The organism is Clostridium sp. JN-1, from assembly GCF_003718715.1.
GTDB lineage: Bacteria > Bacillota > Clostridia > Clostridiales > Clostridiaceae > Clostridium_AV.
Window position 1 is genome coordinate 1,663,510 of the sequence record NZ_CP033465.1, and the last position, 20,061, is coordinate 1,683,570.

15 protein-coding genes and 1 riboswitch are annotated in these 20,061 nt (G+C 28.8%); of the genes, 6 read left to right on the plus strand and 9 right to left on the minus strand.

What is annotated here, in order from left to right; genetic code table 11:
* Nucleotides 1–10 precede the first annotated feature (10 nt).
* Genes glgD through EBB51_RS07870 form a run of 4 tightly spaced genes read left to right on the plus strand, consistent with a single transcriptional unit; the run spans nt 11 to nt 7,013 of the window.
* A complete protein-coding gene (glgD, locus tag EBB51_RS07855; RefSeq protein ID WP_123053959.1) occupies nt 11–1,129 on the plus strand; it encodes a glucose-1-phosphate adenylyltransferase subunit GlgD in 1,119 nt (372 codons plus the stop codon).
* A 34-nt stretch (nt 1,130–1,163) separates the two neighbouring features.
* Nucleotides 1,164–2,597 (plus strand): glycogen synthase GlgA, encoded by a 1,434-nt coding sequence (gene glgA / locus EBB51_RS07860; protein WP_123053960.1) that lies wholly within the window; start codon nt 1,164–1,166, stop codon nt 2,595–2,597.
* An 18-nt stretch (nt 2,598–2,615) separates the two neighbouring features.
* Complete coding sequence (locus tag EBB51_RS07865; protein ID WP_123053961.1) at nt 2,616–5,048, plus strand: glycogen/starch/alpha-glucan phosphorylase; 2,433 nt, start codon at nt 2,616–2,618, stop codon at nt 5,046–5,048.
* 21 nt (nt 5,049–5,069) lie between these two features.
* On the plus strand, nt 5,070–7,013 hold the full coding sequence (locus tag EBB51_RS07870; protein WP_123053962.1) for a glycoside hydrolase family 13 protein: 1,944 nt from the start codon (nt 5,070–5,072) through the stop codon (nt 7,011–7,013).
* 119 nt (nt 7,014–7,132) lie between these two features.
* On the opposite strand, the gene EBB51_RS07875 is transcribed toward EBB51_RS07870, so the two are convergent.
* Nucleotides 7,133–8,380, minus strand: coding sequence for an HD domain-containing phosphohydrolase (locus EBB51_RS07875; RefSeq protein ID WP_123053963.1), 1,248 nt, complete (start codon nt 8,378–8,380; stop codon nt 7,133–7,135).
* A 352-nt stretch (nt 8,381–8,732) separates the two neighbouring features.
* Here EBB51_RS07875 and EBB51_RS07880 point away from each other — a divergent pair, with 352 nt between their 5' ends.
* Nucleotides 8,733–9,224 carry a hypothetical protein gene (locus tag EBB51_RS07880; protein WP_123053964.1) on the plus strand — a complete coding sequence of 164 codons (492 nt, stop codon included), beginning with the start codon at nt 8,733–8,735 and terminating at the stop codon, nt 9,222–9,224.
* Nucleotides 9,225–9,532: 308 nt separating this feature from the next.
* Here the strand turns inward: EBB51_RS07880 and EBB51_RS07885 are convergent, their stop codons facing one another.
* The 8 genes from EBB51_RS07885 to EBB51_RS07920 all read right to left on the minus strand — a co-directional run bounded on the left by EBB51_RS07885 (nt 9,533) and on the right by EBB51_RS07920 (nt 18,834).
* Entirely contained in the window at nt 9,533–9,955 is a 423-nt protein-coding gene (locus EBB51_RS07885; RefSeq protein ID WP_123053965.1) for a hemerythrin family protein, read from the minus strand.
* Nucleotides 9,956–10,080: 125 nt separating this feature from the next.
* Nucleotides 10,081–11,742 carry a transporter gene (locus tag EBB51_RS07890; protein WP_123053966.1) on the minus strand — a complete coding sequence of 554 codons (1,662 nt, stop codon included), beginning with the start codon at nt 11,740–11,742 and terminating at the stop codon, nt 10,081–10,083.
* A complete protein-coding gene (locus EBB51_RS07895) occupies nt 11,735–12,460 on the minus strand; it encodes an ABC transporter ATP-binding protein (RefSeq protein ID WP_123053967.1) in 726 nt (241 codons plus the stop codon). The genes EBB51_RS07890 and EBB51_RS07895 overlap by 8 nt, the downstream gene beginning before the upstream one ends.
* A gap of 89 nt (nt 12,461–12,549) precedes the next feature.
* Nucleotides 12,550–14,961: a VIT and VWA domain-containing protein gene (locus tag EBB51_RS07900; RefSeq protein ID WP_123053968.1), complete on the minus strand. Its 2,412-nt coding sequence runs from the start codon at nt 14,959–14,961 to the stop codon at nt 12,550–12,552.
* Between the two features lie 22 nt (nt 14,962–14,983).
* Entirely contained in the window at nt 14,984–16,219 is a 1,236-nt protein-coding gene (gene hydF, locus EBB51_RS07905) for a [FeFe] hydrogenase H-cluster maturation GTPase HydF (protein WP_123053969.1), read from the minus strand.
* Between the two features lie 167 nt (nt 16,220–16,386).
* Nucleotides 16,387–17,208: a MetQ/NlpA family ABC transporter substrate-binding protein gene (locus EBB51_RS07910; protein WP_123053970.1), complete on the minus strand. Its 822-nt coding sequence runs from the start codon at nt 17,206–17,208 to the stop codon at nt 16,387–16,389.
* Nucleotides 17,209–17,228: 20 nt separating this feature from the next.
* Nucleotides 17,229–17,876 carry a methionine ABC transporter permease gene (locus EBB51_RS07915; RefSeq protein WP_123053971.1) on the minus strand — a complete coding sequence of 216 codons (648 nt, stop codon included), beginning with the start codon at nt 17,874–17,876 and terminating at the stop codon, nt 17,229–17,231.
* On the minus strand, nt 17,863–18,834 hold the full coding sequence (locus EBB51_RS07920) for a methionine ABC transporter ATP-binding protein (protein WP_123053972.1): 972 nt from the start codon (nt 18,832–18,834) through the stop codon (nt 17,863–17,865). Before EBB51_RS07920 ends, EBB51_RS07915 begins: the two co-directional genes overlap by 14 nt.
* Before the next feature lie 98 nt (nt 18,835–18,932).
* Nucleotides 18,933–19,046, minus strand: a riboswitch (SAM riboswitch).
* A gap of 168 nt (nt 19,047–19,214) precedes the next feature.
* Here EBB51_RS07920 and EBB51_RS07925 point away from each other — a divergent pair.
* Nucleotides 19,215–19,859: an undecaprenyl diphosphate synthase family protein gene (locus tag EBB51_RS07925; RefSeq protein WP_123053973.1), complete on the plus strand. Its 645-nt coding sequence runs from the start codon at nt 19,215–19,217 to the stop codon at nt 19,857–19,859.
* The last annotated feature ends 202 nt before the right edge of the window (nt 19,860–20,061 follow it).

The following is a 20,061-nucleotide window of genomic DNA, read 5'->3' on the forward strand; positions in this document are numbered from 1 at the left end:
GGGTGATAATATGATAAAAAATTCATATATGTCAATGTTAATGTTAAATGAAAATCAAGAAGATATTAGAAGTTTAACTAAAAATAGGCCTCTGGCATCTATACCAATTTATGGTCGATACCGTATTATTGATTTTATTCTTTCAAATGTAGTAAATTCTGGGATACGAAACGTTGGTATCTTTTCACCAAATGATTCTCGTTCCTTAGCTGATCATCTTGGTACTGGACGTGCCTGGGATTTATCTAGAAATTCAGATGGATTATTTATATTTAGTTCTTATTCTAAACATAATCACCGCCAAAATGAAAATTTATTAAAGAACTTTGTGGAGTACCTTTCCATGAGTAAGCAAAAAAATGTTGTTTTAGCTAAATCTCATATGATATGTAATATTGATATTGCTAAAGTCATAATGGATCATGAAAAATCCCAAAAAGACATAACAATTGTCTATAAAAATATAAAAAATGCATATAACTATATGCATGGATGCCATATCCTAAATATAGATGATAAAGGTAATATATCAAAAATACAAAAAAATATTGGTTTTCATACTGAAGCTAATATTTGTATGGATATATTGATTATGAAAAAGGAATTATTAATTAAATTTTTATATGAATTCATTAAATCAAATTGTACAACTTTGTATGAATTTATATATTTAAATATAGATAAATACAATGTAAATACCTATGAATTTGATGGGTATTTACGATCTATTAATTCAATAAATCAATATTACCATGCTAATATAGATATGCTAAATTCTGAAGTGCTGTATGAACTTTTTAATAAAAATGGTTCTATATATACTAAACCTAAAAATGAACCTTCCACAAAATATGTTGAAAATTCTTCTGTAAGCAATTCACTAGTAGCTAATGGCTGTATTATTGAAGGAAACATTGAAAATAGTGTTATATCAAGACAAGTTCATGTTGAGGAAGGTGCTGCAATAAAAAATTCTATAATATTTCAAAATTCAAAAGTAGAAAGCGGTGCTTATTTGAATAATGTTATACTTGATAAAGATGTTTTTATTGGCAAAAATGTAAAAATTCAAGGTACATCAGAATTTCCAGTAGTTGTAGAAAAAAATAGTATTTTAAATTCTTATTAGATAACAAATCATATCCAAACTGGGGGGTAACAATATGGAGAAAATTTTATTTGCAGCATCAGAGGCTCATCCTTTTGCAAAAACGGGTGGTCTTGGTGACGTAGCTTATTCACTGCCTAAAGCACTAAGGAAATTAGGAGTTGACGCTAGAGTTATACTTCCTAAATATCTACAAATACCTTCAAATTTTAAATCAAGAATGCAGCATATTGCTGATTTTACTGTACCTGTGGGCTGGAGACAAAAATATTGTGGATTAGAATGTTATGATTTTAACGATGTTCCATTTTACTTTATAGATAATGAATACTATTTTAAAAGAAATAAACTTTATGGATTTTTTGATGATGGTGAAAGATTTTCATTTTTTTCAAGAGCTGTTTTGGAATCCATGAGATACATGGGAAATTTTTTCCCTGACATAATACATTGTAATGATTGGCATACTGGAATGATTCCTGTATTATTAAACGAACATTATAAAAAAAATAATGAGTATACCAATGTTAAGACTATTTTCTCAATCCACAATTTAAAATATCAAGGTGTTTTTCCTAAAGAAATACTAAGTGAGTTACTTTGCCTTGGAGATGAATATTTCAATGAGGGAGCACTTAAATACTATGATGCAATTTCATTTATGAAGGCAGGAATCAACTTTTCAGATATAATAACTACTGTAAGTAGATCATATGCAGAAGAAATAAAAACTCCTTTTTACGGTGAAACATTAGATGGTCTGCTCAATAGCAAAAGTTATAAACTTCATGGAATTGTAAATGGAATTGACTATGAAATCTTTGATCCTAGTAAGGATAAGCATATATACTATAGATACAATACATCAAATGTTTATGAGAAAATAAGAAATAAGACAAGACTTCAAAAAATATTAAACTTGCCTGAAAATAAAAGTGTTCCAGTAATCGCTATGGTTACAAGACTTGTTAAACAAAAGGGACTTGACCTAGTTGCTTCTATTATTCAAGAATTACTTGCCATGGATATTCAGCTGGTAGTTCTCGGCAGTGGTGATGAAAATTATCAGGACTTGTTTCAGTACTTTTCTCACATTTATCCTTCGAAACTTTCAGCTAACATAAAATTTGATGATGATCTTGCTTCTAAAATATATGCAGGCTCTGATATGTTTCTTATGCCGTCTCTCTTTGAACCTTGTGGAATTGGTCAATTAATTTCTTTAAGATACGGCACAATACCAATAGTAAGGGAGACAGGTGGGCTTAAGGATACAATAATCCCTTATAATGAATATACTGGGGAAGGTAACGGTTTTTCCTTTGCAAATTATGATGCTCATGAAATGTTAAATGCAATAAAATATGCTGTAAAAATATATGAAAATAAAAAAGCTTGGTCTGATATTATGAAAAGGGCAATGCTTGAAAATAATAGTTGGGAAAATTCTGCAAAAACTTATATTGATCTATACAAGACACTAATATAGTATTTAGAGGTGATTAACATGTCCTTAGATAAGGAATTTATCCAGAATAACTTTAAGCAAAAATTAACAAACATGTTTGCGGAAGATATAGATGAATCCAACAAATATCACTATTTTGAAGCCCTAAGCAGCTTAGTTAAAGACTATGCTTCAAAGGGGTTCAAGGATACAAATAAATATTATTTAAATAAAAAGCAAAAACAAGTTTATTATTTTTCAATGGAATTTTTAATAGGAAGACTTCTTGAAAATAATCTTATAAATCTTGGAATAAAAGATGTATGCGAAGAAGCTCTTTCAGAACTTGGAATAGATTTTAATGAAGTTTTATCTGTCGAACTAGATGCCGGTCTTGGTAATGGCGGACTTGGTAGATTAGCTGCTTGTTTTTTAGATTCAATGGCATCTATCGGAATCCCCGGACATGGATGCGGCATAAGATATAAATATGGACTTTTTGAACAAAAAATAAAGGATGGTTATCAAATAGAAGTACCAGACAATTGGCTTAAAAATGGCTATGTGTGGGAGACAAGAAAAACCGAAAAATCCGTTATAGTTAAGTTTGGAGGAAATGTAAATCTTATTAATGAAAATGGAAAACTTAAAGCTGTACATGAAAATTATGAACCTATACTTGCAGTCCCATATGATATACCAGTAGTTGGTTATCATAATAACATGGTAAATAACTTAAGGCTTTGGAGTGCAGAAACAGTTGATAAGGATTTTGACTTTTCTTCATTTAGTAATGGTGACTATTTAAAGGCTGTCGAATATAAATATTCAGTTGAATCCATAACTCAAGTACTATATCCAAATGATTCAACTGAAAAAGGAAAACTTTTAAGATTAAAGCAAGAATACTTTTTTGTAAGTGCAGGGCTTCAAAGTATACTCAGAAGATATGAAAAAATGAAACTTCCCCTAAATGAATTAGATAAGTATATAGCCATACACATAAATGATACTCATCCTTCTGTTGCCATTGCAGAATTAATGAGATTATTGGTCGATGAAAAATCAATGCCTTGGGATGAAGCATGGAAAATAACTACTAATGTCATGGCTTATACTAATCACACTATTTTAGCTGAAGCTCTAGAAAAATGGCCTGTAGATATGTTTAAAAAACTTCTTCCTAGAATTTATATGATTATAGAGGAAATAAACAGAAGATTTTGTTCTGAAGTTTTTGACAGGTACAATGGAAACCAAGCTAAAGTAAATGAAATGTCCATAATATCTAACAACAATGTACGTATGGCATACCTCTCCATAGTTGGCAGCCATTCAGTAAATGGAGTTGCAAAACTTCACACTGAAATACTCAAAAAACAAGAATTAAAAAGTTTTTATGAATTTTATCCTGAAAAATTCAACAATAAAACTAATGGTATAACACACAGAAGATGGCTTATTCAATCTAATCCTAAACTATCTAATTTAATAACCGGATCAATAGGTTCTGATTGGATTAAGCATCCTCTAAAATTAAAGGATCTTGAAAAGTTTGCTCATGACAGCTCAATTCAAAATAAATTTGCATGTATTAAAAAAGATAACAAAATACGTCTGTCAAACTTTATTAAAGAAAAATATGATTTAAATGTTGATCCTGATTCGATATTTGATGTACAAGCAAAAAGGCTTCATGCTTACAAAAGACAAGTTTTAAATGTATTCAATATCTTGGATTTATATAATAGATTAAAGGAAAATCCAAACTTAGACATTGTTCCTAGAACATTTATCTTTGCTGCAAAAGCTTCTCCTGGATACTTCTTGGCAAAGCAAGTTATAAAATTAATAAATACTGCTGCAAACAAGATAAATAATGATAGGAGCATAAATGATAAAATAAAGGTAGTATTTCTTGAAAACTATGGTGTATCCTTAGCCCAAAATCTTATACCTGCTGCAGATGTAAGTGAACAGATTTCAACAGCTTCCAAAGAAGCGTCTGGTACGGGAAACATGAAATTCATGATGAATGGAGCCATTACAATAGCTACCTTAGATGGTGCAAATGTTGAGATAAGAGAAGCCGTTGGAGACGATAATATAGTTATATTTGGTTTGACAGCAAAAGAAGTAATTGAATTCTATAAAAATAAAAACTATCATTCAAGAGATATTTTTAACAGCGATCCAAGAGTCAATAAAATCTTAACCCAGCTCACAAATGGATTTTTAGATGTATCTAATTATGAATTTAATGCAATATATGATAGTCTTTTATTCAATAACGACGAATATTTCGTATTAAAAGATTTTGATGCTTACGTAAAGGCCCAAAATAAAATAAATGATCTTTACGTAAATAAGAAAAAGTGGCAAGAAATGAGTATAGTAAATGTAGCTAACTCTGGTATTTTTTCAAGTGACAATACTATAGCAAAATATGCTGAAGAAATTTGGCATGTTAATAAAATTGATTTAAAAAATTAATATTTATTGGAGGAAAATTAAATGGACTCAATTTTACACAACTCGTGGGATTCCTTCTTTAGATCTCCATTTGGTGCAGTTGAATGTGATAAAAATGTATCCCTTAGAATTAAAGTATCTGCCCATTCTAATGTGAATGCCGCAAAACTAGTAATTTTTGATGATCACAATAAAAATTACTATCCTATGAATTTTGAATTTAAATCTAATGATAAAATTGTTTTCAATTACAATTTAAAAACCCCATCAGTTCCTAATTTACTTTTTTACTATTTTGAAATATGGATAGATGGGAAAGTAACTTTCTACGGAAACAATCATACCTTAACAGGTGGAACTGGAGACCTTTATGAAAGCTCTCCCCTCCCCTATCAAATTACAGTCTTTGAAAAAGGATATAAAACCCCTGATTGGTTTAAGAATTCAGTGATTTATCAAATATTTGTAGATAGGTTCTTTAATGGAAATCCCGATAAATCCATATCAAATCCTAAAAAAAATAGTTTTATATATGGAAATTGGTATGACAAACCAATGTACATAAAAGATTCGGAAAATAATAAAATACTGAGATGGGATTTTTATGGTGGAAACTTAAAAGGCATTACAAAAAAACTTGACTATTTAAAAGATCTCGGTATAAGCACAATTTATTTAAATCCAATATTTGAATCTCATAGTAATCACAAATATGATACAGCAAACTATAAGAAAATAGATAGTATGTTTGGAAATGAAAATATATTTAAAAAACTTGTAAAAGAAGCCTCTATAAGAAATATAAATATAATTCTAGATGGAGTTTTCAATCATACTGGATCAGACAGTATATATTTTAACAAATTCAATACCTATGACTCCATAGGTGCATATCAATCAAAGGATTCTAAGTACTATTCCTGGTATAATTTTAAGAGCTGCCCGGACGATTATGATTCCTGGTGGGGAATTCCAGACTTACCAAGTGTCAATGAATTAAATGAAAGTTATTTAAACTATATTATAAGAGATGATGACAGTGTTATAAAACATTGGATGAAAACTGGTATAAAAGGCTGGAGATTGGATGTTGCAGATGAGCTTCCAGACGAGTTTATAAAGGAACTTAAAGAAACTTGCAGCAAGCTCGATTCAAACTCTGTTGTCATAGGTGAAGTTTGGGAAGATGCTTCAAATAAAATAAGTTATAATAAAAGAAGGCAGTACTTTCTAGGAAAAGAATTAGATTCTGCAACTAATTACTTGATGAGGGACAATCTTTTAGATTTTTTAAGAAATAATATAAATTCTGTAACTTTACAAGACAAGTTTATGAGTTTATATGAAAACTATCCCCTTCATAACTTCTACTCCATGGTAAATCTCATAGGGAGTCATGACGTAGAAAGAATATATTCTATGTTAAAAGAAATTGCAGGTAATCTTTATATTGCTAACTCTAACAGTAATCTTGATAATATATGTTTTAAACTGTTAAAAATAGTAACATTAATTCAATTTACATTTCCTGGAGTACCCCTTTTATATTATGGTGATGAAATAGGACTTGAAGGACTTAAAGATCCTTATAATAGGGCAACTTACCCCTGGGGTAGAGAAAATAAGGATATTTTAAATTGGTACAAAAACTTAATTCATATAAGAAATGATGTAAAAGCTCTTAGAACAGGACATTGGAGGCAAATATGTTTTGGTGACAGCGTATATGGCTACTTTAGATATATATATAACCATAAAGATAAATTTAATACTCCTTCTAAAAATGCAACTTGCCTCGTGTTAATAAATAAAAATCCCTATGACAGTTATGACTTTAAAATAAATGTACATGATTATGTATATGATCATGATTTTAAAAACTTAACTAACATTTTTAATAAAAATGATAATATTAGAGTTATAAATAATGAATTAACTATTCACATTGATTCATTAGAAGGAAAGCTATATATAGACAAAACGTGAGAATATAGACATAAGAGATAGAGCTGCTGCACTGCAGATATCTACGCCAAACATTTAACATATGCCGAAGTATAAGTTAAATGTCTGCTGAGGAAATCTATAGCAGCAGCCCCTTGTTATTAACCTATAAAATTGTGATATTCTTCATCTGCAGCATTTTGAGCTGCAATTCTAGAATTATTTATAATATCATAATTATCTTTGATTAATTTAACAATATCCTTGTCCAGAGCATTTGGAGTCATATCATTCATTATCTCCATTACTTTACTATATTTTAACCCGCTTTTATATGGCCTATCTTCCTCTAATGCAACAAATACATCTGCTGCTGCCATAATCCTCGAACCAGTTGAGATTTGATCACCTTTTAGATGGAATGGATAGCCATTTCCATCTAATCGTTCATGGTGAAGTGCCCCCCATTTCCTTATAGTATCAAAATTTTTAACTTTCTTTAATATCTTATCTGTATAATATGGATGAATTCGTATTATATTATATTCTTCTTTTGTAAGTTTACCATGTTTCTCCAAAATTTCAGCAGGAACGGCAAGCTTACCCAAGTCATGGACATATCCTGACATTTTAATCGTATTACATCCATCTTCCGTAAAACCTTTGATTTTTGCAATTGCTTCTGCAGTAGACGCAACTCCACTAGAATGTGTAGCTGTAAACTCACTTCTAAAATCAATTATACGGCTAAATAATTTTATGAGTTCGGAAAATTCCTCATTAGATAAATCATTCTCACAGTTCAAATTATTCTTCAAAATATATTCAAGTGAATTTGAGCGAATATCAAGCCAAAATGATTCCTTTTTGGAAAGCTCAATAAATGCTTCAACTAATTCTGGAGTAAAGATACTGCCAGAGTATTTTGATATTTTTTCACGAATATAATCAACTTGGGTTAATATGTTTTTGTTTGGGTTTATAAGTACTGAAATTCTATCTGCTAAATTTAAAAGATGACTTTCAAGTGGAACTTCTTCTGAATTAACACCTTCACACTTTCCATTATTCCACGGTACATGATGATATCTTACATAATTTGCAATATTCAAAAATGGTTTGTATGTCTTCAAAAACATATATCCCTTTTCAGAATGACCATTTATACTATCCTCAAAATCAAATTTCAATGCTTTTATTTTGTCACTAACTGATAGTGCACCAATATCATGAAGTCCTCCAGCTATCACTATTTCCTTTTGTTTTTGAAAAGATAACCCTAACTGTTTACTTATATAATAAGACACAGTCGCAACTTGCTTATGATGATTTTCCACAGTTGGACTAGCTGAATCTACTGCTTCTGATAATGATAATACCAAATCTATTATTGAAACATTTATTTTCACCTAAACACCTCTATTCCTAAGTTATACAATAATTCTAACTCATTATAGCTCAGCTGTAAAATATAACTTCAAGTGGAAAACATGTTAGTCCTTAATATTTTAATACTTTCTGCTGTATTGACACAAGCGGCGAATTGTGATAAATTGATAATTTACATGCATTGTGATATAATAATAGGAACAGTTGATTTACAATAAAATATATTAATTCATTAATTAAATTAAATGACATCAATGCCACCTTTATAAGGTGGTTTTCTGTGTGACATAATTTTTATATTGTATAACTCAAAGTAATTTCGAATTATACAATTATTTTTACATTAAATATTAATATGGGAGGAATCTTATAATGAGAAAAAATTATAAAATGAAAAAAACAATATCAATTAAACACTTCATTTCAGAATTTGGTGAAAACTTTTCTGAACATATAAAAAAAAGATTACTGGAATTAGAAGTTCCAAGTGTTTTAACCAGAAAACAAACTAGTTATATATTAGATCTTAAGCATGTGGAACATACAAAGTATGACTGTACTTTAGAAAATAATTCAGCAGTACAAAAAGAATATGTATATGGTCAATTCATAGTAATGGATGACGTATTATACTTTTCTAAAGACTGCATAGAAGATGATAAAGTTATGAAATCACCTGTAGTAGATAAAATATATTATTCATTAGATGAGAAAGATATGCTTTATGACGATGATATAACAGCCAAAAAAGTAGATGATAGTAATATTGATTTTGTTATAGATACTATATTTACAGTATTTCCACAAGTATCCCAAAGATATCTAGATATCGTAGAAGAAATGATGTCACATTCGAGAAAATAAGAATCGAACTCATTATTTTAAAATTTCTTCATGTTCATTTTTAACATTTGCAAATCTCAAAATTTCCTTTATTATAGATTTCAAATATATAGAATGAATAATCAATATACTTTTTTATAAATATATTGATTTAACAATTCAACTTTAATTTTATACCTTGGTATGTTTTATTAGGTATATACGTAATTAGCATACAATCAATACTCTTTATTATAAAATAGTGCAGTTACAAATAACTTTACTCTTAGATTTAAGTGTTAAAATCTATATTGAATTTTTAATGCTGCACTATTTTATTTTTAAGATAGTTAATCCTTATTTGTTAGCTTTAAGCTCTCAAAATAATCCTTAATTTTTAAATCACTGCCCAATATGTGGCTTGATATCCAGCTTGATACAAAGTCAAGTAAATTTAAAATAGCCTTTTGTTGATTTTCATCTACTGAATTAAGATCTATATTTTCTAATTTTTCAATAAACTTAGCATGAATATGTTTTTGATCGTCTAACCCAGGATAATCATATAATTTCATGACTTTTTCTTCATCACTAAAGTGATAAGCTGTATAGTCTTTTAACTCGTCCAATAAATCCAATATATTATCATAATAGTCTATATGATTTTCATCTACTGCAAGTTTATATATACTCCTGCCTATTTCAAATAATCTTTTGTGTTCATCATCTATTTGCTTTATATTGCAGCTGTAATTTTCCTTCCATTCGAACATTGAACTTCCCCACTCCTTTACATCTATAATCCATAGTTCTATATTAATCTTATACCATAACAACTAAAATTTAAAGCACAATATGGTTTTAAATTTTACTATAAATTACCATATTGTACTCTCATTTACACTTCTATATTTTTCAACGCATTTGAACTAACTTTAATACAGAGAAGATACATTAAACAGTCTATTGCTAAAAGTACGAGTACAAGTATAGAATCTATTACAAGTATTTTTTCATTAAATTTTATAATTAAAAACATCAAAATTCCTGCAAATGCTACTCCAATAATCATACTTATAAACGCGTTAAAGTTTTGCTTAACAGCCTTAGCTTCATTATCCCAATTTAATTTAGGAAAATTCACATCAACTATTATTCCTAAAATACATGAAAAGACTATTCCTAAAGTAGAGATAAAAAGCGAAATAACAGCTAAATATATTGGTAATTTTATCAATATCATAGCAACTACAATAACAACTAGCATACTAACTATACTCAATATTATACCTGATAAAACCTTACCCATGATCTGAACTTTATAACTTACAGGTAAATACTTTAGTATATAAATATTATGACCTTCTCTTGATATAGCAGTACATGTAATCATATTAGTTGAAGCAACGAAAATACCAATTACCATAGAGAATCCTAAAATCATTCCAATTATTTTAGGTTCATTTATAAGTTTAGAAAACTCTCTTAATACTTTCATAAAATCTTTTTGAGTAAAAGCTGGTATTAAAATAAAAACTGGCCATATAAAATTCATCAGTACACAATTTAAAAAATAAGATGGTGTTCTAAAGAGTATTTTAAGTTCTTTTATTGTTATTGACTTTAACGGAAAATTTTTAGCAAATAATCTACTATTTTCACTTAAGTTTATTTCTTTTCTCTCTGAAGAAGACTCAGAACCTCCAACTGCTCCTTTAAAATATAATTTTTCTCCTATTATTAAAAGTATTATTATAGAAATTAAATTTAAGAATAAAAACAAAATTAAATACTTGAATCCAATTAATGAATTGTTAAAAATCAAGGATTTTGCTGCTATAGCCGAGTCAGGAAATATCTTAGATGTAAGTCCTATTAGTGAATTATTGCCTGAAGTTATCATATTTATCATATCTTGATTACTCATGCTGTTTTTCTGCATACCTTGAATCCATGTATTTACAAGTAAAGCTGCAGCTATTCCAAATATTCCTCCGAGTATTTTAAATAAATCTTTATGTTTGCCAATATTAGTAAAACTCATAATGAATATATTCAAAATAAGTGCTAAACTAAGTGGAATTACTGGTACTAAAATAAATAAGATTATAGAATATACATAATATACGATACCTTGAGAACTCTTAATTCCATAGGTGATTAAAAATGGCATAAGTAAAATAGTTTCTGTAAGGTATTCATATAGCAGACTTATGGTAAATTTAGCCCCTATTATTTCAGATGGTTTAAGCGGCATTGGCAGTAATATATCAATATCTTTACTGAAGTAAAATATATTGATAGTATAAAATATACCAAATAAAAATATTATAATACTGACAATTCCAATTCCAAGTCCAAGTATTAATCCTTGTTGATTTATAACAACGAGTCCTTCATAAATATTACTGATGAATTCAATGACAAGCCATATAGTTGGAATAAAACATAAAATTATAAAAATTCCAAGTGCAATACTTTTAATTCTTTTCTTTTTATCTCCAGAAGAATAATCACTATTTTTTAGCAGTATTTTTGTAAGTAAAATATATCTATTCATTTTCTGTCATCTCCAAAAATATCTTTTCTAATGATTCTTTATTTTCAAATTTATTTTCAAGTTCATCAAAAGTTCCACAAAACAATATTTTTCCCTTATTTATTATGGCAAATCTATCACACAATTTTTCGGCTATATCAAGTATATGAGTTGAAAAGAATACTGAATTTCCTTTATCAGCATGCTTCCTCATCATTTCTTTTAGTATGTACGATGATTTAGGATCAAGTCCTGTCATTGGTTCATCCAGTATCCATACGGAAGGATTGTGTACCAAAGCTCCCATTATAACTATCTTTTGTCTCATACCATGTGAATAACTTTGTATTTTATCATCTAATGCCTTATTCATTTCAAATTCTTGACTTAATTTCTTTATTATATCAATTCTTTTATGAGTGTCTACATCATATAAATCAGCAATAAAATTCAAGTACTCTATGCCCTTAAGCTTTAAAAACATATCTGGATTGTCTGGAACAAATCCAAAATTCTTTTTAGCTTTTATTGGATCTTTCTCAATATTTACTCCATTTATATTTATATGGCCACTATCTGCCTTTATAATTCCAGTTATCATTTTTATTGTAGTTGTTTTGCCAGCACCATTAGGTCCTAGGAAACCAAATATTTCCCCATCTGGTACCATTAAGTTTAAGTTGTCAACTGCCTTTGTCTTTCTATTATAACTTTTATTTATATTTATTAATTCTATCATTATAAATTTCCCTCCAAAGCAAAGATACATTTGTTATATATATGATATAACAAATGTATCTTCTAATCAATATAAACTTGTACTGTAAATTAACTATCTAGAGTCATCAATACTGCAAGTTTAGCTAAATTAAAAATAGAATTTTTTTCATTAATTATGGTTATATTTTCAGTAATAACGTTATTATCATCTATTGAAAATAATGAAGCAGCATTTTTTCTAAATGATGACACATCAAAATATCTTAATTCGAAACTAAAGCCTTTTCTTTCATTTTTTAAGTCATATAATTTATTTAACAAATCTCCCATGTTTTTTATATTTTTATCTTTTATCGTTTCCTTTTCCATACCCTTACTCAATACTAATATCAACATTTTAATCAATCTATCTGAAATTTGTCCATCCAGTTCACTATAGTTTTCATATATAAATTCTATCGATTTATTTAACTGATTTGAATATATATCTATGTTTTCATCACTCATTACAAATGCAAGTAAAACCATAGCAGTAGTTTCCATCTTATCTTCTAAATTGTTATCTTCATAATCAACAAAAGAACCATCTGCAAATTGATTTCTTGCAATTATTCTAAGTAATTTCTTCATTGGATACAATTTTTTTAAATGTATATTATTATTTGCATTACGTTTTCCCTTTTCCCTATTAACCTTATATTTTAATTTTTCCTCATCCCACTCTTCCAACTCTTCTATTTCACTCGCAAGATTGCTTTCATTGATTTTTGTTGGAATTATATTTTTAAGCTCAATTCCAAGTACTGGTTCTTCCCTAAGTTCCATAAATATAAATGTAGTTTCATGGCTTACAATTCTATTTTCCTTAGATAATTGTATTACTTTTTTTCTCATTGCTTCTCTTACTTCGCCCCGCTGAACTCCCATATTAAACTCAATAGATTTTATTCTCTTTCTAGACCAAATCTTCTTTAATAAATTTGCATTTTCTTCTGTATTAAAGTTATCTAAATTAACCTTTTTTACATATTGCTTTCCATCTACATTTCCATTTATGACAATTTGACCTGAAACTTCTCCCTCCACATTTGCAAAAATACAAAATGGTTCTCTATCATACATATAATCTATTGTTCTTGGATACGTAGATTTTACTTTTAAATTACCCCAGTTGATAGTTACATCATCAACTTCTGGATTTTTAATTCTCTTAAATTGTTTTAAAACTACATTTTCAATTCTTCGCCCATTATTTATAAATTCTGCTTTTCCAAAACTCTCATGTGCAAGTTTATTTAAAAAATAATTATTTGCAACTGAATCTATTCCAAAAGTAAATATCCTATTATCACCAATATTTTCTCTAACATAATCTAATATTTCATTTTCTTCTTCAACTTGATCATCAGTAAATATGAGTATAGTATTATGTCCGCCTTCATTTTCAAGGCTGTATTTTATAGCACCAAAAATATCTGCATCTTCTTCATCCTTTAGGTTATCTATCCACTCAGACGCTTTCCTTAAAGTATTTGCATTAAATTCTACCATACCATCTTGATTAAAGTGATGGAGTTTTACACCCATAGCTATAATATCAAACTTATCGCGGCTTGTTAAATTTCTTATACAAAGCTGCAGTGCATTTTTAGCCTGTTCTAATTTTTCACCTTTCATTGTATCTGAAATATCTATTAAGAAAACATAATTTTCAGATTTATCTTCTTCAAAAAAATCTAGTTTAGGTATAATTCTTAAATAAATTATTCCCCTATCTTCACCATCTTTCTTATACTCATATATCATGCCATCTGCTTCTTCAGGATTTTTTTCTCTCATGAACAAAACAAAGTCTTTATCCATTGATTCATAAATGCCTTCTAAGTTTACTTTTGCAATATTTTCTCCTTCTCTTTCAACTTTTATATTATGTGAAGGAGACTTGAATTCCAATCTGCACATTGATTCAACTATTATATTTGCCTTGAACTCAAAATCAAGTTTTAGTTTTTTCCTAGACATTTTTTCGATGATATTGTCTTTTAACATTCCAAGTTTAAATCCTTCTTGGAATTTTCTTTCTTCAAATACTGCAGGTATTAATAGTTTAAATGTATTATCCCTGTATTCAAGTTTATCTACATATGAAAGTTTTATGGTTACTGATTTACCCGCAATTATTTTACCTATACTAACCTTAAAAAAATGCGGTTTAAACTCCTCTAAAAGTAATGTTTTTTCTTTTCTCTCTCTTGCATTTTTATATATTTTAAATGCCTTATCCTTTTCCTCAACAACAGCTCTTAATGTCCTTCCACTTATTTCTACTTCAAATCCTGAAATAATAGCCGTTTTAGGTATTGGAAATATATAAAATCCGTCGATGTCCTTTTTCCCGCAGTTTTCATATGTTTGATTTATTGATATTTCTACAAATTGTCCGCAAACATTTCCGTTTATACTAACTTTTTTGAGTATTAAACTATCTGAGTTCTTAGTTTCACTTATGCCATAGGCCATTCTTAATCCTCCTTAATTTTTATTAATTTTGTTCATCCCATATCATTTTAGCAAGTGGAAATGGTTTTAATGCCCTATCTAATATTCCCTGTACATAAGCAATAAGTATGCCATAATTAACTATAGGTACATTAAATTCTTTTGCAGTATTAATTCTGTAGACCATAGAAGATCTATTTAACATACATCCTCCACAATGGACTATAAGCGCATACTTTTTTATATCATTTGTAAAAGAAACACCAGATGAAAACTCAAAGTCAATCTTTTTTCCTGTAATTTGCCTTATCCATCTAGGTATCTTTACTGTTCCTATATCATCGGATTGTCTGTGATGTGTACATCCTTCAGCTATAAGTACTTTATCTCCATCTTTTAGTTTTTCTACGGCTTTAACTCCCTTTATAAGTTCTACTAAATCTCCCTTATATCTTGCAAACAATATAGAAAATGAAGTCATTAAAATATCTTTAGGAGTATCTGCTGCTACTTTTGAAAATGCTTGAGAGTCCGTAACTACTATTTTAGGTTTTTTAGATAAACTTTCAAGTGTCTCCCTTAATTCATATTCCTTAGTTACAACTGCAACAGCATCACTTTCTAAGATATCCCTTATTGTCTGCTGCTGTGGAAGTATAAGTCTTCCTTTTGGAGCTGCTTTATCTATAGGTGTAACGAGAACTACAAAGTCCTCGGGTTTTATCAAATCTCCAATTATTTTGAATTTACCTTCATCTTTAGGCAATACATTTATTATTTGATTTTTTAGTTCTTTTATTCCTTCTGATGTAACTGCAGATACACTTACAACGGGCACATTAAATTCTTTTTTTATATTATTAATATAATCATTATTTATATTTGATATGTCAATTTTATTTAAAACCAATACAACTGGAAGCTTTTTATCATTTATTTGCTTCATTATATATTTATCATAATCTGTAATTCCTGCAGTTGAATCTATTACAAGTAATGATATATCAGTTTTATTTAAAACGTCCATAGTTTTTTCACATCTAAGTTCTCCAAGCTGACTTTCATCGCCAAGTCCAGCAGTGTCTATTATGACACACGGACCAATTGGAAGTATCTCCATAGACTTATAAACAGGGTCAGTAGTGGTACCTTCAACATCTGATACTATAGCTATATTCTGACCAGTTATAGCATTAATAATACTTGACTTTCCTGCATTTCTTCTCCCAAAAAGAGCTATGTGTACTCTTACAGAACTTGGTGATTCATTTAAACTCATAGTTTTTCCCTCCAACATTATTTTAAGTAAACTTTAACTTAGTATTATTTTATAACAAAGAAACTTAAATTAAAATACTAAAATATTTTGTGATATGAATTAAAAATAGAGGAATATAGATATTTTGATATCCATAATCCTCATATTTTTGCATAACAAATTATAACTTAAAATGCAGGAATTATACTTCCTTTATACTTTTCCTCAATAAACTTTTTAATTTCTGGAGATGTTATTGCTTTGTCTAAAGCTTTTACAAAGTCCTTATCCTTATCTTTGGTCCTTACTACTATTACATTAGCATAAGGTGAATCTTTAGATTCTATTGCTATTGCATCTTTAGTCGGATTTAATTTTGCATCCAGTGCAAAATTAGAATTTATTACAGCTGCATCCACATCACCTAATGTTCTTGGAAGCTGTGGTGCATCTAATTCTTTTATTTTTATATTTTTCTTATTTTCAGTTATATCAGTTTTAGAAATAAGCTCTCCATTTTTTACTTTTATAACTCCAGTTTTTTGAAGCAGCTTTAATGCTCTTGATTCATTTGTTGGATCATTTGGTACTGCAATTACAGCTCCATCTTTTAAGTCATTTAAACTTTTAACCTTTTTAGAATAAACCCCCATTGGCTCTAAATGTACCCTTACAGTATAAGCTAAATCTGTATGTTTTTCCTTATTAAACTTTTCTAAGTAAGGTATATGCTGAAAGAAATTAGCATCTATTTCTCCTGAATCAAGTGCAGTATTTGGCGCTACGTAATCTGTAAATTCTTTTATCTGCAAATCATATCCTTCTTTTGCAAGTATAGGCTTAACTTTCTCTAATATTTCCTTATGAGGTACAGGACTTGCCCCAATTTTTATGACTTTTTTGTCCGATTTATTATTACTCGAGACATCCTGCTTAGAAGTATTTCCGCAGCCTGTAAAAACAACTGAAAATAGTAACACTGATAAAATAATTGACAATATCTTTTTCATTTTATTTTCCCCCTTAAATTTTATTTGATTAAATATCTATATAATAGATTTCCAATTCCCTGAAGAATCTGTACAAGAACTATGAGTATTACAACTGTATACATCATAATATCTGTTTGAAATCTATAATATCCATATTTTATGGCTACATCTCCAAGACCTCCACCGCCAATGGCACCTGCCATAGCTGAGCAGCCTATAACACTTATTACAGTAAGTGTTATTCCAAGTACAATTGATGGAAGAGATTCCTTAATCATAACCTTGAATATAATTTGAAGATCACTTGCTCCAAATGACTTTGCAGCTTCTATTACTCCTGGATCTACTTCTTTAAGCGAAGATTCTATTACTCTAGTTGCAAAAGGTGCTGCTGCTATTGTAATTGGAACTATTGCAGCAGTAGTTCCAATAGTTGTACCTACAATCATCTTTGTAAAAGGCAAAATTGCTACCATTAATATGATAAAAGGAAAAGATCTTAAAGTATTAACTATAAATTCTAAAACTTTATTTACCACTTTGTTTGGTCTTAAACCTTTTTCATCAGTTATTATAAGAATAATTGATGGTATAAATGCAATTAATACAGCTATAACTGTTGATAAAAAAACCATATATAATGTTTCGCCAAAGGCCGGCAATAAAACTTCATTAATTAATTCCATTTTGTTCTACCTCCCATTTTATATTTTTTGAAGATAAGAAATTACATATTTTGTCCTTATGTTCTCCATCAAAATTTATTACAAGACTTCCAAGTACATCATTTCTGAACTTCTCAAGTTTTCCCCAAACTATAGAAATATCTATATCAAGCTCTCTTGCCATAGAAGTTATTATACTTTGAGTACTTATTTCCTTGGGGAAGAATATTCTTATATTCACTCCCGTTTCAGGAAGAGTTTTGTCTTCTCCTAAGAGACTTTTTAAATTATTGTTTGGCTTTAAAAATAAGTCTTTTACATATCCTACATCCTTTATTTGTCCATTTTCCATAACTGCAACCCTTTGACATACCTGCTTAATTACTTCCATCTGGTGAGTTACTATAACTATAGTTATATTTAATTCATCATTTATCTTTTTTAAAAGCTGTAGTATAGACTTTGTAGTTTTAGGATCTAATGCCGATGTTGCTTCATCACATAAGAGAACTTCTGGATCTAAAGACATTGCCCTTGCTATTGCAACCCTCTGCTTTTGTCCGCCGCTTAAATTTCTAGGTTTGCTATTGGCTTTATCTTGAAGTCCAACAATTTTTAGCAATTTTAAGACTTTTTCGTCTATTTCTTTTTTACCATATCCCCATACTTCCATAGGAAGAGATACATTTTCATATACTGTCTTTCTATTTAGCAAGTTAAAATTTTGAAATATCATTCCAATCTTTTTTCTAAACTCTCTTATTTCCTTTGATTTCATATCTTTTATTTCTTTCTCATCTATCTTTACACTTCCACTATCATAACTTTCAAGTCCATTCAAGCACCTTAAGAGTGTAGATTTACCAGCACCACTTTGTCCTATTATTCCAAATATCTCCCCCTTGTTTATATGCAAATTTATATCTTTCAGTACTTGATTTTTTCCAAAGTTTTTATTTACATTATTTATTTTTATCATTAAAATACCTCCCAATTTTAATTGTTTAAAACATATATCATATAAAAATGCAAAATTAAAAGCCGAAGAAATATCTCCAGCTTAAATAAACCTAATATTTCTCATCTTTCAACTATAAATATAGCTGCAGGAGTTGGCACCATTATATTATTAAACATAATACTGGTTGCCGGGTTTCATTGGGCCAGTCCCTCCACCGCTCTTGATAAGTGAACTTCAATATTAATTTGTTTTATTATGATTAATATTATAATTATATATTAAATCATTGTCAATAGTTTTTTATCGGACTTTACTTAATTTATTTAATAACTTAAAATATGTATGAACACTTGTTATTGTGGTGATAATTACATAGAAAGTATAAGAAGGTGAAATATGTGAGAATTCCAAATCATATAGGAATAATACCTGATGGTAACAGAAGATGGGCCGTCAGCAATGGATTAAAAAAAGAAGATGGATACTCATGGGGTCTTGAACCAGGTATGAAATTATTTAAGATATGTAAGAAATTAGGTGTAAGAGAACTTACTTATTATGGTTTTACTGTTGACAATACTAAGAGACCTGCAGTTCAAACCAAATCATTCACTAAAGCTTGTATAGAAGCCGTAAACATGCTTTCAAAAGAAGACGCTTCCTTACTCGTAATAGGAAATACAAAATCTCCTATGTTTCCAAAAGAACTTCTCCCGTATGTAAATAGAAAAAAGTTTGGTAATGGTTCTATGAAAGTAAACTTTTTGGTCAATTATGGTTGGGAATGGGACTTATCAAATATTAAATCACATACTGGAAATAGTGCTAAAAATATAATTAAATGTTTAAAATCTAGCGATGTAAGTAGGTTAGATTTAATAATAAGATGGGGAGGCAGAAGGAGATTAAGTGGTTTCTTACCAGTACAATCTGTATACTCAGATTTTTATATAATTGATGATTTGTGGCCTAACTTCAAACCAGATCATATATCCGAAGCATTACAATGGTATGATCATCAAGACATAACACTAGGCGGCTAAACTTTACAGTTAAAAGTTAGTAGTTAAGAACACGAATCATAGTATATATTTATATCAATTTAAAGGAAGCCTTTTGACTTCCCTTAATTCGTTTTATGAATATTGTGTAATACTTTTTTATGCTTATGTCACATATACTAAATAATAATAAATTATGATGTGAATTTGATTTAACACTATTATGGGATACCTAACTTTACAT